This is a genomic window from Streptomyces marianii, assembly GCF_005795905.1.
Lineage (GTDB): Bacteria > Actinomycetota > Actinomycetes > Streptomycetales > Streptomycetaceae > Streptomyces > Streptomyces marianii.
The window spans coordinates 1-14113 of record NZ_VAWE01000007.1; the positions used below are offsets into that span (position 1 = coordinate 1).

Sequence of the window (14113 nt, forward strand, 5' to 3'; positions counted from 1 at the left end):
CGCGATGCGGAGGCGAGTGACGGAGTGTCACCGCCCGCGCAAGCGCGGGCGGTGCGTCCCGCTGCGCGGGACGTGCTCCGGGCTCCGCTGCGCTCCACCCGGAGGGCCGGGCGCGTGCCGCCCCCGGAGCCCGCTGCGCGGGCAGGCCGGCCCCGCTGCGCGGCCCCGACCGGATGGGGCGTCACCTGGTGCATCACCTGCGGAGTTGTGTAGCGTCTGGGGTTCGAGCGCACCCCCCTCCGCTGCGCTGCGGGGGTGAGGCTGGCTACGAGGGAGAGGGGTGCGGCGGGCGGTCCGGCGCGGGCGGAATGGATCTTGCCGTCATGACGGCATGCCGTTCTGCCGTCGCTGGCCTGGTGACTGAGGGTGCTTCACTTTCGGGGCCGGGATGGACTCTGGAATGGAGGCTGCATCACTCTGCATCAGTGCGTAGGAGCATGTACCGTTGGCGGATCGTGGGGACACCCCCTGGGGGGTGAACACGGACCTGTCAACACACGGACCGGGGCGGGGCACAGCGCTGTGCGGCCCTCTCCGGGGCCGTTCCGGCACGGGTACGGGACGAGGGGCGCAGCGCTCTGACGTGCGTGTACACGCGTCGGGGGCGTGGTCCTGGCCGTGTTGCGGACCCTCGCGGCCCGCTCGCCGGGCGGGTCGGGCGAGGGGGCCGGCCACCCGGGCCGCGAGGGCCGGACCGCCCCGCGCAGGCCCGTCCTGACGGCTCATCAGCCGTCCAGGGCGAATTCCATCGGTCGCCCCTAACAGGGTTGACACCCCATCCGGAATCCGCCCGTAAACACACGACGCCCCCGGAACAGAATCCGTTCCGGGGACGCTCCGTGGCATTCCGAATTACACGGCCCGCTCCCGCTCCTTCTTCCGACGATTAACGACTGTTGCGCTGCGTCCGGCGAATTCTCCGATGCGGCGCTGGGTCCATTCCTGGGTGAGGCCGTAGTCGATGCGGGCGGTCACCTGGGCGTCGGTGAGCATGACCGGGTCCACGCCGGGGCGGACCTCGGCGGGCAGGCCGGGGAGGTCCCAGTCCTTCACGGGGCCGGCGGGCGTGGCCGGGGCGGGCTTGTCCTCCTGGTGGTCGAGGCGGGCGGTGACCCGGGCCGGGCCGGTCTGGGCTGCGGCCACGGACGCTGTGGCGTCCTTCCGGGTCTCTGCGGGGGCGGGTTCGGCGGGCCGTGCAAATGCTGCGCTGTCCGTCGTGCGGGGCGCGGCCGGGGCCTGCGGGGCACTGTGGAGCGCCTGTGCGGCCTTGTCGGCTGCTGTCGTGTCCGGGTCGGCCTTGGGCGCGACAGGGTGGCCGTTCGCGGCTCCAGTGCGGGCCTGCGGGGCCGGAACCCCCGTGGGGGGCGTGGACGCGACAGGCACGACAGGTACACGTACCGGTGCGGCCGGAGCGGCTACCGAACGCGGCTGCGGGGCCGGGGCGATCGGTGCCGTCGTGCCGTTGTAACGGCGTGCCGTCATGCCGTCAGCGCCGTTGTGGGCTGCGGGAACGGGCACGGCGAGGCGCTTCTCCTCCAGGTCCAGGCGTCGGGCCTGGAGTTCGCGGGTGGCGCGGGCGCTCTCGCGCTTCTCCTCCAGGTCGAGGGCGAACTCCTGGTCCTCGCGACGCTGGCGCCGGGCGCGGTCGGCTTCGGCGCGGTCGGCCTCGGCCTGGCGGTCGGCTTCCTCCTGGGCGAGGCGGCGCCGGCGGTCGGCTTCCGCGGCTGCCACCTTGCGGGCGGCTTCGGCCTTGTCGGCCTCCGCGCGCTCGACGTCGTCCAGGCGCCCGGCGAGGCGGCGCCGGTAGACGGGGCCGGCCTCCGCCAGGAGCACGAGGATGCCCGGGGTGATCAGGTGCTGGAACACCCCGGTCCAGTCGCCCTTCTCGGCCGCGTGCCCGATGTTCAGGAACACCGACCCCGCGCCGGTGAACAGGCGCAGCACCGCCGCCCACCAACCGCCGGACACGTTGTGCCGGGAGGCGATCTCGTCCGCCCGCAGAGACCCAAGGAACGCCAGGTCCACCACCAGGGGCAGCACGAACGCCGTGTTCCGCCACTCCGGGGCCAGATGATCAGCCACGTACGGGGTGGCGTTCAGCATCGACCACACGATCATCCCCGCCGCCACGCCCCACGTGACGAACGAGATGAACCGGTCCGCCGCCACCAGCTCCACCCGCAGCCGCCCCGCCGACCCCGGCGGCCCGGCCTCCTCCAACTTCTTCCTACCCATGAATTCCTGACTCTCCGTAGTGTGCGCGCACAGTGCGCGGGAACTGTTCGCGTCGGACAAACCGGTACGCGTCGGACTGTGCGGGGGAGGTGTGCGCGGCGCGCACCCGCTCCCTTCTAAGGGCCGGGCGGGGTGCGCACTGTTCGCACGGTGCGGACTGTGCGCACCCCGGCCACGGTCACGGCGTGTTACTTCTTCTTGGCCTTGAAGCCGATCCGCTTCACCGGCTTGTCCGCCGGCGCGGGCTTCGAGCGGGTGGTGCGCGGCGCCTGGCCCACCGGCCGCGGCTCGCCCGGCTTCTGCGGGGCGGTGGTGTAGGGCGGGTAGGTGACGCCGGGCTTCTTCTTCGCGAACACGAGAGGGTCCTTCCTGGGCCGGGCCGGGTGCCCGGCTCCCCGCCCGGCCCCGGCCGCCTGGTGGTGGCGGGCGGGGGCGGACAGGCAGCCGTCACGCGGCCGGTCAGTCCTCGTCGTTGACGATCTCGGCGTCGATCACGGGCGTGCCCGCGGGCACCTCGGACTCGGGGACGACGACGATCGTGGCCTCTTCCAGGTCCGCGTTCTTGAACCAAGCCATCGGGTTCTCCTTGCTGGTCAGGCCGGGCGGGGTGCCCGGCTCCCCGCCCACTCCCGGCACGGGCCGGGGGTGGACAGGCAGCCGTCACACCGCGCGGGCGGGGACCAGGCCGGGGCCGAACTGCCCCGGCGCCGGGCGCAGCAGGGCCTGCGGGAGGGCGTCGGCCTTGGCCTCGTTGCAGGGGTGGCAGGCCAGCACCAGCGCGGCCTGCGCCCACGTGTGGACCAGGGAGCGCGGGATCAGGTGATCGACCGTCGCGCCTTCCAGGCCGGGGCCGAACGGCGTGGCGCAGTAGAAGCACTGGGCGCCGTCGCGTTCCGCCAGGCGCGCCTTCAGCAGGCGCCGGCGCTTCGAGCACGGCTTGCGGTCGGCGTTGGTGCTCACGCGCCCTCACCGCCGCTCTGCGCGGCGCGGCGGGCGGCGGCCTGGTCCTCGCGGCGCTGCGCGCGGGCCGTCTCCTGCGGCGTGAGCGGCAGCCCGGCGTCCAGCAGCGGCAGGTAGGTCTTGAGCTGCTTGTAGATCGTGCGGACCGAGCCGCCGGTGTGGTCCGAGATCGCGTCCACCGACACCCCGGCGATCCGCAGCAGCAGCACCGCCCGCGCCCCGGCCGGAAGCGACTCGATCACCCGGCGGTGCGCCTCGGACAGCTCCTCCACCCGGGCCGGACTCGGCGCGTCGTCCCCGCGCAGCCGGCGCAGCGCCCGCTGCGACAGCCGGTTGACCACCATCGGGGACATGTCCAGCAGTTCCGCGACCATCTCCGTGGTGCGGTCGTAGCAGATCAGCTCCACCACCACCGCGCGCATCTGGTCGCTCAGCCCGTCCAGCAGCTCGTTGCAGCGCGCGGTCAGCTCGTCCTGGCCGTCGACGTCGACCACCGGCGGGGCCACCGGGTCCATCTGCCGGCCGACCACGTCCACCCAGTCCGTGGCCACCTCGTTGCGCGTGATCCCGGTCTTCCAGTGCGCGCCGATCGCGCCCTTGACCAGGAAGTGCAGCCGCACCCGCAGATCGGCCGGCTCCGCGTCCCGCATGTCCCGCAGCCCGCTCTGCCCCCGCGCCACCGACAGCCACACCTGCTGCACCAGGTCGTCGCGCCACTGCTCGACCTGGGCGAACTCCACCCCCTGGCCCATCAGCCGGTTCACCACCATCGAGCGCACCAGCCGCCCGTAGCGCAGGTACAGCTCATCCACCCACGCCGACTGCTCCGCGCTCATCACCGGGTCCTCGCCCCGGCCCAGCCGCAGCCCGTCCGGCCCGTGCCCCGGCGCCGTCCGCACGTAGCGCGGACCCGTCCGCGGCTTGTACGAACGCGGCGCCGCGATGGCCACTACGTCGGCTCGTTCCCCTACTCCAGGCCGGTCCGCCACCTGCGCAGACACCGGCCGCTCAGCGACAATCGACATGTCGGTCCCTACTCCCACCTCGACGTGGATCGGTCCGACAGCGGTCGAGGCGCGTCAACGCCCCGACCACCGCCCAAAAGGCCCGGGGTGCGTCAACACCCCTCGGCCACCCGCCCGGCCGGTGCGTCAACACCGGCCGGGCGTCCGCGTTCACACCCGTTTACACAGGTCAGACCGCAGCGCTTAGCTCCCCGCTGCTGCGGGAACCTCGCGCCTCCAACAAGGTAGACCACCGTTCATGGATTGCGCTACTAGTAGCGCTACAACATCACGTGGTTTAGCCTCGTACGTGTAGCGCTGCACCGACGAGGTGCAGCACGAGTCATCAGAGGGGAGAGCCGATATGCCCGAGAACGTCGGATACGCAGAGATCGCCGCGCACTACCGTCAGCAGATCCAGGACGGAGACCTCAGGCCGGGCGACACCATGCCGTCGCTGCGGCAGGTCTGCGAGCGCTTCGGCGTGGCGAACACGACCGCCAACCGTGCGTTCCGCGTGCTCAAGATGGAGGGCTTGACCATCCCTAAGGCGGGCGTCGGAACGATCGTCGCCGGGCCGATCAGCAACAACATCGCGACCCGGGTCCGCCTGCACGAGTCCACCGGCAAGGCGCTGGGGGGTGGCGAGGTCTCCCGAATCCTGGAAATCGGCACGGTCGGAGCGGATGAGCTGGTTGCCCCTCGTCTCGATGTGGCCCCCGGAACCCCTGTTCATGTCCGCCGGCGCCTGGTCAGCCGAAACGGTGTGCCGGTCCACCTCAGCAGCTCGTACTACCCGGCCTACGTGATTGCTGCCGCTCCGGAGCTTGCCGAACCGGTGTCGACGGGCGGATCCCGCGAGCTGGCGGCGGAGCGCCTCGGGGTGGCCCAGGATCACGTCCTGGAAGAGGTCACCTCGCGCCTCGCCTCGGAAACCGAGAAGGCCGCCCTCGGCCTTACCGCCGGGGACGTAGTTGTGACCCAGGTAGTTCGCACGGTCCACCTGACAGACGGGCGAGTAGTCGAGGTGGCCGTCAAAATCGCTGGAGGGGCAACAATCCTCCGATGGGCCACATCACTGAACAATCAGGGGGGCCGTGAGAACGCCGAGTAAACACAACCAAGGCGTGTCGACCAGAATCGAAGAATCGGCCGAAGTTCGGGTTTCCGGTAAAGCGATTTCCGAGCTTCCTGTTAACAGGATTCCTTGCCGCACGCTCCTTAAAGGAATGGCGGGACCTCTCGCGGGGTTCGCAGGCAACATTCCAGCGGCAAGGGTTAACGGCCGGACTCTGTCCACAGGTGGGCTTTTGAAAGATAGCCCTCACAACGCAGCAGGCCCCGCCAGAAGGCGGGGCCCGAACGTCCCCCCGGGTTCGCGGCCCGGGCGGAGAAGCACTCGACTCCCTGCAAGGAGGTGCGCTCCCTTGAGCGTACGACGCACAACCCGCACGGCACCACATGGACAGGCCCCTTCCCAGGTCACGCCGGGGGTGGCCCGGTGAGGAAGCGCACAAGCAGGCCGCCGCGGTTCGTGGCGATCGACAACGGCGCGGTGGACACCCTGCGGTCGATGACCGCCAAGGGGCTGCTGTCCACGCTGCTGCGGGCCAAGGACGGCGACGAGGTCACCGTGGAGGCCCTGAGCAAGACCCACGACGAGGGCCGCGAGTCGCTCGCCAAGGCGATGCGGGTGCTGGTGGACCACGCGTTCGTCGTGAAGTTCAAGGTCCAGCGGCGCCGGTCCGAAGTGGTGGAGCTGGCAGACGGCAAGAGGGAGACGAAGCGCGGCGGGTCTTGGTACACGACGTTCAGCGTCGACTCCATCGCGTTCACGGCGGACGACGTCGCCGTGATGCTGGACGACGTGCTCGCCGGCGGCAACGTCAAGGCCGTGCGCGTCGAGCCCGAGCACCTGGACCCGCGAGCAACGCCGGAGCGACCGACCACCGGAAAGCCGTATGTCGGTCCCACCTGCGATGAAACCGGAAAGCCCCAGGTCGGACCGACATACGGGAAGCCGACTGTCGGTCAACCGACGACCGGTCGCGCGGCGGCTAAAAAGATCAAGACTGGTGGGGAAGAAGACTCTCTCTCTGGCAGCCGTGACTCGGGTGACACCCCGGAGGCAGGACGAGAGAGAGAAGCGGCTGCGCCGGACCCGGTCGGGGCTGATGTGGTCGTGGACGCCTACGCCCAGGCGCTGGGGCGTCCGCTGGTGAACGGTTCGCGGGAGCGGCTGCGGGGCCAGGCCGTGCAGCTGCTCGCGGCGGGCTACCCGGTGGCGTGGCTGGCGGCGCGGGCGGCAGAGATGCCGGCGAACGGCTGGCGGGACCTGGTGCAGCACGCGGAGACGTGCCGGGTGCCGATCCCGGGGCAGGCCGGGCCGGCGGATGCCGCTGCGCCTGGCGGTGAAGGTGCCGGGACGCCGGAGCAGGTGGCGGCGCTCAGGGCGCGGATCGCGGCGAGGGGGAGCGGGCTGTGAAGGACAACGACTTCACGCGGGTGCCGCCGCAGGATCTGGACGCGGAACAGGCCGTTCTCGGCGCGATGCTGCTGTCGAAGGACGCGATCCTCGAAGTGATCGAGATCGTGACCACCGCCGACTTCTACAAGCCCGCACACGCCACCGTGTTCGACGCGGTGTGCTCGATGGCGGTGCGCGGCGAGCCGTGCGACCCGATCACGGTCGGCGCCCGGCTGGACCAGGACGGCAACCTGTCCCGCATCGGCGGGGCGTCCTACCTGCACACCCTGGTGCAGGCGGTGCCCACGGCCGCGAACGCCGCCTTCTACGCCGAACGCGTCCGGGACCTGGCGCTGCTGCGCGGCGTCATCGAGGCCGGCACCCGCGCGGTGCAGTCCGGCTACGCCGCCGACGGCGACCCGCAGGAGGTCGCCGAACGCGCGGTCGCCGACATGCAGGCGGCCCGGGACCGGGGCCTCGCCCAGTCGGACGCGCCGCTGCTGCACCTGGACGAGTTCCTGGCGCAGGCCGACGACGAACCCGAGTGGGTGATCCCGGGGCTGCTGGCCCGCTGGGAGCGGCTGATGGTCACGGCCGGGGAGGGCGGGGGCAAGTCGCTGTGGCTGCGCCAGGTCGCCATGCGGGCCGCGGCCGGGCTGCACCCGTTCAAGCGCGCGAAGATCCGCCCGGTGCGGGTGCTGGTCGTGGACGCGGAGAACTCCGACCGCCAGGCCCGGCCGTGGTTCCGGAGCATGGCGCAGGCCGCGGCTGACGAGGGCGCGCCGGTGACCAGCAGCAACATCGCGTTCGAGTTCGAGCCGGGCGGGCTGGACCTCACGACGCCGGCGGACCGGGCGAGGCTGGCGCGGCGGGTGGAGCAGGCGCGCCCGGACCTGATGCTGATCGGCCCGCTGTACAAGCTCACCACCAGCGGCAAGTCCGACGAGGAAGCCGCGAAACCGCTGATGAGCGCGCTGGAGATGCTGCGCACCGCCTCGAACGGCGCGGCCATGCTCATCGAGGCGCACTCCCCGCACGCCGCGCCGGGCGTCAAGCGCCGGGACCTGCGCCCGATCGGCTCCTCGCTGTGGCTGCGCTGGCCCGAGTTCGGGTTCGGGCTGTCCCCGTCGAACGAGCCCGGCGCCCAGGCGCTGCGGCTGATGGACTGGGTGCCCTGGCGCGGCCAGCGATCCGAGCGGGCGTGGCCCGAGCAGTTCTGCGAGGGCGTCACCTGGCCCTGGCAGGCGATCGACTACGCCGGGAACGCCCCGCTCCCCGCGCTCACGCTCACCGACGACCAGGCCGCCGCGCTCGGCTACGACATCCCCCCGCCCGCCGACGAGCCGGACCCGGAGCAGACAGAGGCTTTCTGAGCCGCTGCACGGCCGTCTCCCGCGTTTCCGCCCCGCCCGGGTCTCCCTGGGCGGGGCGGGCCGCGTTCGGCGCCCAGATCGGCGTACAGGGCTTCCGGGGCGGGTGTTCACTCGTTCACCCGGGCCGGGGGTGGGTGAACTCCGGTCGGCCCTACACGCGTACGTACGCGTACGAGGCCGGGCGTTCACCTGGGGTCCGGCCCGTCCGGCCGGGACTGTCACGCGTCACGCACGGCGCTGACCTGCGTGTTCACCCCGTTCGTTGCCGGGCGGGTGAGCGTGACGGTGGAGCGTGACACCGGCCCGCCGGGCTGTGAGGGTGGGTGGCTCACAGGGCGTTTGCCCAGGTGGGCGTGCCGGACGGGTGGCCTGTGAGCCTGTGAGGTCGATCGGCGGCTGATCGGCCCGTGATCGGCTCCGATTGGCGGGCGCCGGTCAGTCAGGGCCGATCACGGGCCGATGCCCGGCCGATGCTGACCTGCGCGGACCAGCCAATCCAATCAGCGGGCGCACCCCCGGGTTTCCCGGCCGTACCGGGCCGTTTTGGCCCCAGGGGCGGGGGTGGGCTGATTGGCCTGTCCGGCCTGTCGGCGCTGGTGCGTCCTGTCCGCCGACGTGGCGGCGGCCTGTCCGCGCCGCGCGGAGCCCGCGGTACCGGCGCCTCGATGGACAGGACGGGCCAGGTCGCCGTCAGGCCGCCGGGCAGGACGGCGGGTTCATCACGTTCATTCATCACCGCCGGATCCGGGTGAACCGGCGGGGCCAACATGCGCGCGTGACGCGCGCGTGTGGAGCTTCACTCGCTCACCGCCACCCGTGACCGCCACGGGACCGCACCCGCACCGCCACCCGGCAGGCGCGGGTGGCGGTGCCGTGGCGGTCGTCGGGCGGTGCCGGGTGGCGGTGCGCCGGCCGCTTCGTCTCCGCGCGGCTGCCCGGCCGCGGCTGCCCGCGCCGCCGCGCCGGGGCACGCCCGCCCGCCCGGCTGCGCCCACCCGTCCGTCCGCGCGCTGCCCGCCCGCGTCCGTGTGTGTCCGTACGGGAGGCGCCCGGCGGGCTCCCGGGCGGGGAGTCCGGCGGGGTGCTGCGGGGCGGTCTGAGGACCGTTTCCGGGCCGTGGCGGGGGTCGCGCGCGTTAAAGCGTGCACACGTGCACGAGCACACGCGTGCACACGAGACGGGACGGACGGCCCGGGGGCCGGTCGGGGAGCCGGGCCGGGCTCGGCGAGGGCGGGCTGCGGAGCGCCTTCGACGGCTCCTCGGGGCGGTCCAACGCGTGCCGCGCGTGACGCGTGCTGTGCGTGCCGCCCGCCCGCGGTTTCACGCACACGCGGCGCAGCGCGCACGTACGCGTGAGGGCGCGCCCCGGCACGGGCCGGGCCCGGCGGCGGCTGTGACGGCCCGGTGTCACCGCGCCCGTCACAGCCGCGGTCACCGCCCGGCCGGAGCGGGGCCGGCCCCGAGCACCCGGCGGTGCCCGGCGGCCGGGCGCGGCTTCGACTCGGGGGCCGGGGCGGCGGGGAGGCGTTCGGCGGCGAGCTGCGCGCGCGGCGCCGGTTCGGTGTCTCGCGTGCGGGACAGGTCGGCGCGGTCGCATCCGGTGCCCAGCGGGCGGCGGTCGGTCATCGCCCGATCATCGCGCGCGGTGGTTACTCCTTACCGCCTCCCGACGGGCAGCGGCCGGGAAGACGGCCCATGAGGGCCGATCGCGGCGCTCCCGGCCCGGTCGGGAAGGAGTAAGTAACCACCCGGCGGGACGCGCGGGGAGTTCTTCCTCACCGCCCCGGCCGGGCCCGGTGGCGGGGCCCAAGGCGCGCGCGTGTCGTGCGCGTGCGAGGCGGTGAACTTCCCGCCGGCCGTGCCGGGCGAGCTGCTCGTGCTCCTGGTCGTCGTCGGCGCGGCTGGTGGTGCGCAGCATTTGCACGGCCCGCCGGGCGGTTACCGGTTACCGGTTACAGGCCGGTGAGAGTGCCGGTTCGGGCTGCTCAGGGCGGTGCGGGGCGGCTCCTGTGGGGCCTGTAACCGGTAACCGGTAACCGACTCGCCCGGCATCCGGGCGCCCGGATGACCGCCCGCTCGCGGCGGCGCCGGGCAGCGGTGGACAAGGGGGCTGGGCAAGCCTCCCCGCTCCCCTGCGGTTGCCCCTGTGGCTTCCCCTGCGTTCCCCCTGCGGTGCCCGAGGCTTGCCCAGCACACGTTTACGCAGCTCAGCACACAGTTCGGGGCGCTGGGCAAGCCTCGACACCCCTCTGTACTGTGATCAACCAGGACAGAGGGGCCCGCTCGTACGGGCGGCCGGGGAGGGAGCGTGGTCGGGGTGGGCGGTTCGGCGTTGCGCCGGTACGGGTCGACGGGCCGGACGCGGACGATGTGCCTGGCGGCGCTGGGGGTGGTGAAGGTCGCCACCCCGGACCAGATACGCCGGCTGATGTGTCCGGGGACGAAGGACGCGGCGACCGTGCGCGGCGGGCTGAAGGACCTGGAGGCCGAGAAGCTCGTGATCTCGCCGGGCAGCGCGGTGCGCGTCAACGAGGCCGGTGTCCGGGTGACCGAGAAACTGTGGACCCTCACCCCGGCCGGGCTGGAGGCGGCGGCCGTGGTCCTGGACCGCCCGGCCCGCGAGATGGGCGGCACCGCGAAGGCGGCGGCGGCCTCCGGCGCCAAGCACGCCCGCGCGGTGACCGACGTCCTGGACGCCTTCCTCCAGACCCCGCCCGAACCGACGCAGCCCGTCGCCCGCAAGAACCAGCTCGTCCCCGCCGCGCCGCCGGCCGACCCGCCCGCGCGGCCGGAAGGGCTCGGGCCGCTGGCCGCCTGGACCACGGAGATGGTGCTGCCCACGGGCGGCACGTTCCTGGCCCCGGCCCGCGGCAGCCTGCGCGCGGACATGGTGTTCGCCTCCCCCGGCCACGAGGCGGTGCCGCTGCTGTTCGTGGAGGTCGACAACGGCACCGAGGGCCCGCCCATCGTCGCGGACAAGATCGAGCGCTACCGCCGCTTCTTCTCCCGCCGCGTCCCCACCGGCACCGGCAACGGGCGCGACGTGCCGCTGTGGCGGACCGTGTGGCCCGAGAATCCCCGCGACGGCCACCCGCCCGTCGCGCTGGTGTTCACCAAGAACGTCGGGAAGCTCGCCATGCAGACCCGCATGCGCGAGGTCGGCACCCTGGCCCGCGAGCATTGGCGCGGCCAGTGGAACGCCGACAGCCACACGCCCGACAACGGCGAGCGGCCGGACGGCTACCGCGACTACACCGGCACGGTCCCGCTGCTGGCCACCACCCTGCGCCGGCTCGCCGCGCACGGCCCGCACGGCCCGGTGTGGTGGCGCTACGGCCACAAGACCTGGCAGACCCTCACCGAGGCGCTGGACAACCCGGACGACTACCGCGCCTACGCGGTGCGTGACGAGGCACGCCGCACGGCCCGCGAGACCGAACGCGAGCGGCTCCGGCAGGAGCGGGAAGCCGAACGGGCCCGGCTGGAGGCGGCCAAGTGGCTCTGCCCGACCTGCCAGCGCCAGGTCTACCCGGAAGCCGGCCTGACCCCGGGCGGCGAGTGCCGCCCCTGCCTCAACCACCGCCGCTCCGCCGAAGCCGAAGCCGCCCAGGAGCAGCCGGACCCGCCGACCGGCGGCGGCATCTTCGGCCGGCGCCGCCGCACCTGACCCGCGCCCCGCCCCGGCCCTGATGCGCACGGAACGTAGCGGCGAGGAGAGGCGAGGCGACGCGAAGCGAGCACAAAACCCCTGGACAGCCCCCGCCGGACCGCCTCAGGCGAGGGCGGCAGGGGGATCTCGGGGCGCCTCGCGCCGCTTCGCCTCGCCTCGCCGCTACCCGCTGTAGCCGAACGCCGGGCGGTAGGACAGCCGGACCGCTGCGCCTGTGATCCGCAGGCCCGGCCCCCTTGACCACTCCCGATTCCCCAGGCCAGACCCCTTGACCGACCCGAAGACACCAAGGCCATGCCGTCGCGCCGTAACTACGGCATGACGGCACAACGGCGGTACGGTCTGCCGTTATGGCGATGACGAGAGACGCGCTGCTGAACCAGAAGGGCGGGGTCGCGAAGACGACGACCACGCTGCATCTGGGCGGCACGCTCGCGGCCGCGGGCCGCAAGACGCTGCTGGTGGACATGGACGGGCAGGGCAACCTGACCGACGCGCTGAAGGTGCCGCGGCTGGAGCCGGGCGGGGAGCTGACCCTGGCCCGCGCGATGCTCGACGGCTGCGACCGCGACCAGGCCCGCTCCCTTGTGCGCCGGCACTCGGAGAACCTGTGGGTGATCCCCAGCTCGCTGGACTTGTTCACCCTGCCGCGCCAGCTCCACAGCACCCGCAGCAAGGAGGAGCGCCTCGACTGGGTGCTGGAGCTCCTGGGCGACGACTTCGACCACTGCCTGGTGGACTGCCGCCCCGCCCTCGACGTCGACACCGACAACATCCTGCGCTGGGCCGAGCACGTCCTGATCCCCGTCGACGTGGACGAGTTCTCCCTCAAGGCCCTGGAACTGTTGCTCGGGCAGGTGCAGACCCTCGTGGCCGAGACCCGCATGCCGATGCCGCACTACCGGGGCCTGGTCATCAACCGCATCGCCCGCCCCTTCTCCGGCTTCCACGCCAAGGTCTACGACGCCCTCCACCACCTGCCCCTGCCGGTGGTCGGCGAGATCCCGCTGCGCACCGTCGTGGCGGAGGCGAAGAACAAGGGCCAGACGATCGCCCAGTACGAACCGAAGTCCGACGTCGCGCGCATGTTCCGCGACCTGGCCGTGAAGGCCGGCTACCTCCCGGAGACCCCCGCAGCATGAGCACCAAGAAGGACAGCTTCACCGTGGACACCGGCGGCGTCAGCGCGCTGCTCACCGGCCTCTCCGGCCGCTTCACCGGAGAAACCGCAGACCAACGCCCCGATGACGGCACAACGGCACAACGGCAGGACGGCACAACGGCAGCCGCGCCCCAAGCGCCGGCCCCGGCCAAGCCCAGCAAGTACACGCTGCTCCTGGACCAGGACGACGCCCTCACCCTCGACCAGCTCGCCCTCTCCCTGCGCCGCCGCACCGGCCGCGCGGTCGACAAGTCCGAGATACTGCGCGCCCTGATCCGCCTCGCCGACCAGGACGACCGCGTCACCGACACCCTGGCCCGCGCACTCGACCGCCGCACCAACCCCTGACCCCGTTAATCGTCGGAAGAAGGAGCGGGAGCGGGCCGTGTAATTCGGAATGCCACGGAGCGTCCCCGGAACGGATTCTGTTCCGGGGGCGTCGTGTGTTTACGGGCGGATTCCGGATGGGGTGTCAACCCTGTTAGGGGCGACCGATGGAATTCGCCCTGGACGGCTGATGAGCCGTCAGGACGGGCCTGCGCGGGGCGGTCCGGCCCTCGCGGCCCGGGTGGCCGGCCCCCTCGCCCGACCCGCCCGGCGAGCGGGCCGCGAGGGTCCGCAACACGGCCAGGACCACGCCCCCGACGCGTGTACACGCACGTCAGAGCGCTGCGCCCCTCGTCCCGTACCCGTGCCGGAACGGCCCCGGAGAGGGCCGCACAGCGCTGTGCCCCGCCCCGGTCCGTGTGTTGACAGGTCCGTGTTCACCCCCCAGGGGGTGTCCCCACGATCCGCCAACGGTACATGCTCCTACGCACTGATGCAGAGTGATGCAGCCTCCATTCCAGAGTCCATCCCGGCCCCGAAAGTGAAGCACCCTCAGTCACCAGGCCAGCGACGGCAGAACGGCATGCCGTCATGACGGCAAGATCCATTCCGCCCGCGCCGGACCGCCCGCCGCACCCCTCTCCCTCGTAGCCAGCCTCACCCCCGCAGCGCAGCGGAGGGGGTGCGCTCGAACCCCAGACGCTACACAACTCCGCAGGTGATGCACCAGGTGACGCCCCATCCGGTCGGGGCCGCGCAGCGGGGCCGGCCTGCCCGCGCAGCGGGCTCCGGGGGCGGCACGCGCCCGGCCCTCCGGGTGGAGCGCAGCGGAGCCCGGAGCACGTCCCGCGCAGCGGGACGCACCGCCCGCGCTTGCGCGGGCGGTGACACTCCGTCACTCGCCTCCGCATCGCG

Annotated in this window: 11 protein-coding genes; 6 read left to right on the top strand and 5 right to left on the bottom strand. The window is 73.0% G+C overall.

Annotated elements, in window-relative coordinates; all coding sequences use genetic code 11:
• Positions 1–852: 852 nt before the first annotated feature.
• From FEF34_RS40875 to FEF34_RS40885, 4 genes are all read right to left on the bottom strand, one after another.
• Positions 853–2235 (bottom strand): hypothetical protein, encoded by a 1383-nt coding sequence (locus FEF34_RS40875; protein WP_138058549.1) that lies wholly within the window; start codon positions 2233–2235, stop codon positions 853–855.
• A 188-nt stretch (positions 2236–2423) separates the two neighbouring features.
• The gene (locus tag FEF34_RS41875) at positions 2424–2591 is read right to left on the bottom strand and encodes a hypothetical protein (RefSeq protein ID WP_171053423.1); all 168 of its coding nucleotides are present in this window, start codon (positions 2589–2591) and stop codon (positions 2424–2426) included.
• 304 nt (positions 2592–2895) lie between these two features.
• Positions 2896–3195, bottom strand: coding sequence for an HNH endonuclease (locus FEF34_RS40880; RefSeq protein ID WP_138058550.1), 300 nt, complete (start codon positions 3193–3195; stop codon positions 2896–2898).
• The gene (locus FEF34_RS40885) at positions 3192–4220 is read right to left on the bottom strand and encodes a sigma factor-like helix-turn-helix DNA-binding protein (RefSeq protein ID WP_138058551.1); all 1029 of its coding nucleotides are present in this window, start codon (positions 4218–4220) and stop codon (positions 3192–3194) included. Before FEF34_RS40885 ends, FEF34_RS40880 begins: the two co-directional genes overlap by 4 nt.
• A gap of 343 nt (positions 4221–4563) precedes the next feature.
• Between FEF34_RS40885 and FEF34_RS40890 the strand changes: the two genes are divergently transcribed.
• From FEF34_RS40890 to FEF34_RS40900, 3 genes are all read left to right on the top strand, one after another.
• Entirely contained in the window at positions 4564–5313 is a 750-nt protein-coding gene (locus FEF34_RS40890) for a GntR family transcriptional regulator (RefSeq protein ID WP_138058552.1), read from the top strand.
• Between the two features lie 387 nt (positions 5314–5700).
• Positions 5701–6684, top strand: a complete 984-nt coding sequence (locus tag FEF34_RS40895; RefSeq protein WP_138058553.1) for a hypothetical protein — start codon at positions 5701–5703, stop codon at positions 6682–6684.
• A complete protein-coding gene (locus FEF34_RS40900; protein ID WP_234043382.1) occupies positions 6681–8039 on the top strand; it encodes a DnaB-like helicase N-terminal domain-containing protein in 1359 nt (452 codons plus the stop codon). The genes FEF34_RS40895 and FEF34_RS40900 overlap by 4 nt, the downstream gene beginning before the upstream one ends.
• Before the next feature lie 1431 nt (positions 8040–9470).
• Here the strand turns inward: FEF34_RS40900 and FEF34_RS40905 are convergent.
• Positions 9471–9665 (bottom strand): hypothetical protein, encoded by a 195-nt coding sequence (locus FEF34_RS40905; protein WP_138058554.1) that lies wholly within the window; start codon positions 9663–9665, stop codon positions 9471–9473.
• A 682-nt stretch (positions 9666–10347) separates the two neighbouring features.
• Between FEF34_RS40905 and FEF34_RS40910 the strand changes: the two genes are divergently transcribed.
• The 3 genes from FEF34_RS40910 to FEF34_RS40920 all read left to right on the top strand — a co-directional run bounded on the left by FEF34_RS40910 (position 10348) and on the right by FEF34_RS40920 (position 13219).
• On the top strand, positions 10348–11706 hold the full coding sequence (locus FEF34_RS40910) for a replication-relaxation family protein (protein ID WP_138058555.1): 1359 nt from the start codon (positions 10348–10350) through the stop codon (positions 11704–11706).
• Positions 11707–12059: 353 nt separating this feature from the next.
• Positions 12060–12851 (top strand): ParA family protein, encoded by a 792-nt coding sequence (locus tag FEF34_RS40915; protein ID WP_234043383.1) that lies wholly within the window; start codon positions 12060–12062, stop codon positions 12849–12851.
• Entirely contained in the window at positions 12848–13219 is a 372-nt protein-coding gene (locus tag FEF34_RS40920; protein ID WP_138058556.1) for a hypothetical protein, read from the top strand. The genes FEF34_RS40915 and FEF34_RS40920 overlap by 4 nt, the downstream gene beginning before the upstream one ends.
• Positions 13220–14113 lie beyond the last annotated feature (894 nt).

Bases quoted from the DNA above. Each gene is read 5' to 3' on its own strand.
- FEF34_RS40920 (WP_138058556.1), top strand. From the start codon at position 12,848: ATGAGCACCAAGAAGGACAGCTTCACCGTGGACACCGGCGGCGTCAGC.
- FEF34_RS40890 (WP_138058552.1), top strand. From the start codon at position 4,564: ATGCCCGAGAACGTCGGATACGCAGAGATCGCCGCGCACTACCGTCAG.
- FEF34_RS40875 (WP_138058549.1), bottom strand. From the start codon at position 2,235: ATGGGTAGGAAGAAGTTGGAGGAGGCCGGGCCGCCGGGGTCGGCGGGG.
- FEF34_RS40885 (WP_138058551.1), bottom strand. From the start codon at position 4,220: ATGTCGATTGTCGCTGAGCGGCCGGTGTCTGCGCAGGTGGCGGACCGG.
- FEF34_RS40915 (WP_234043383.1), top strand. From the start codon at position 12,060: ATGGCGATGACGAGAGACGCGCTGCTGAACCAGAAGGGCGGGGTCGCG.
- FEF34_RS40905 (WP_138058554.1), bottom strand. From the start codon at position 9,665: ATGACCGACCGCCGCCCGCTGGGCACCGGATGCGACCGCGCCGACCTG.